We start from the raw sequence: 592 nt of genomic DNA, 5'->3' as shown, positions 1-592 counted from the left end.
CTTGTCTGATGGTCAAAGTCTTTACGTTGAAGTGATGCCAAATGGCGGAAAATACTGGCGTTTAAAGTACCGATTTGCAGGCAAACAAAAGCGTATTGCCTTTGGGGTTTACCCTGAAGTCAGCATCAAAGAAGCGCGAGAAAAAGCAACGATTGCTCGTCAACAGTTAAGAGAAGGTTTAGACCCGTCAGATGTAAAACGTCAAAAGAAACTCCAGACGCATGTTAATGCTGCCAGTAGCTTTGAAGTGATTGCTGGTGAGTGGTTAGAAAAAGAAAAGTTACATTGGTCTGAAGGTCATACGGTGCGTGTTGAACGCTTCGTTAATAAGTATCTAAAGCCCGACCTTGGTAAACGTCCGATCTCCGAAATTACCCCTCAAGAATTATTAGCAGTTCTCAGAAAGAAAGAATCTGAAGGCAGGCATGATACTGCTCATAGAGTAAAGCAAACAGCAGGACAAATATTCCGCTACGCAGTTGCAACGGGAAGGGCTGAACGCGATCCATCAAGAGACTTGGATGGAGCTTTAACCAAGCCAAAAGAAAAGCATCTTGCCGCAGTAACAACACCAGGAGAAGCCAAGAAGTTG

At 44.1% G+C, this 592-nt stretch carries 1 protein-coding gene; it reads left to right on the top strand.

Features of this window, described 5'->3' with window-relative positions; translation table 11 throughout:
* A partial coding sequence (locus A3738_RS08650) for an integrase arm-type DNA-binding domain-containing protein (protein ID WP_197473723.1) occupies positions 1 to 592 on the top strand: 592 nt, incomplete at both ends.

The sequence above is a fragment of the Oleiphilus sp. HI0066 genome (assembly GCF_001635725.1).
Note: the sequence above shows the minus strand (reverse complement) of the source record. Positions and strands in the feature narration are given on the sequence as shown.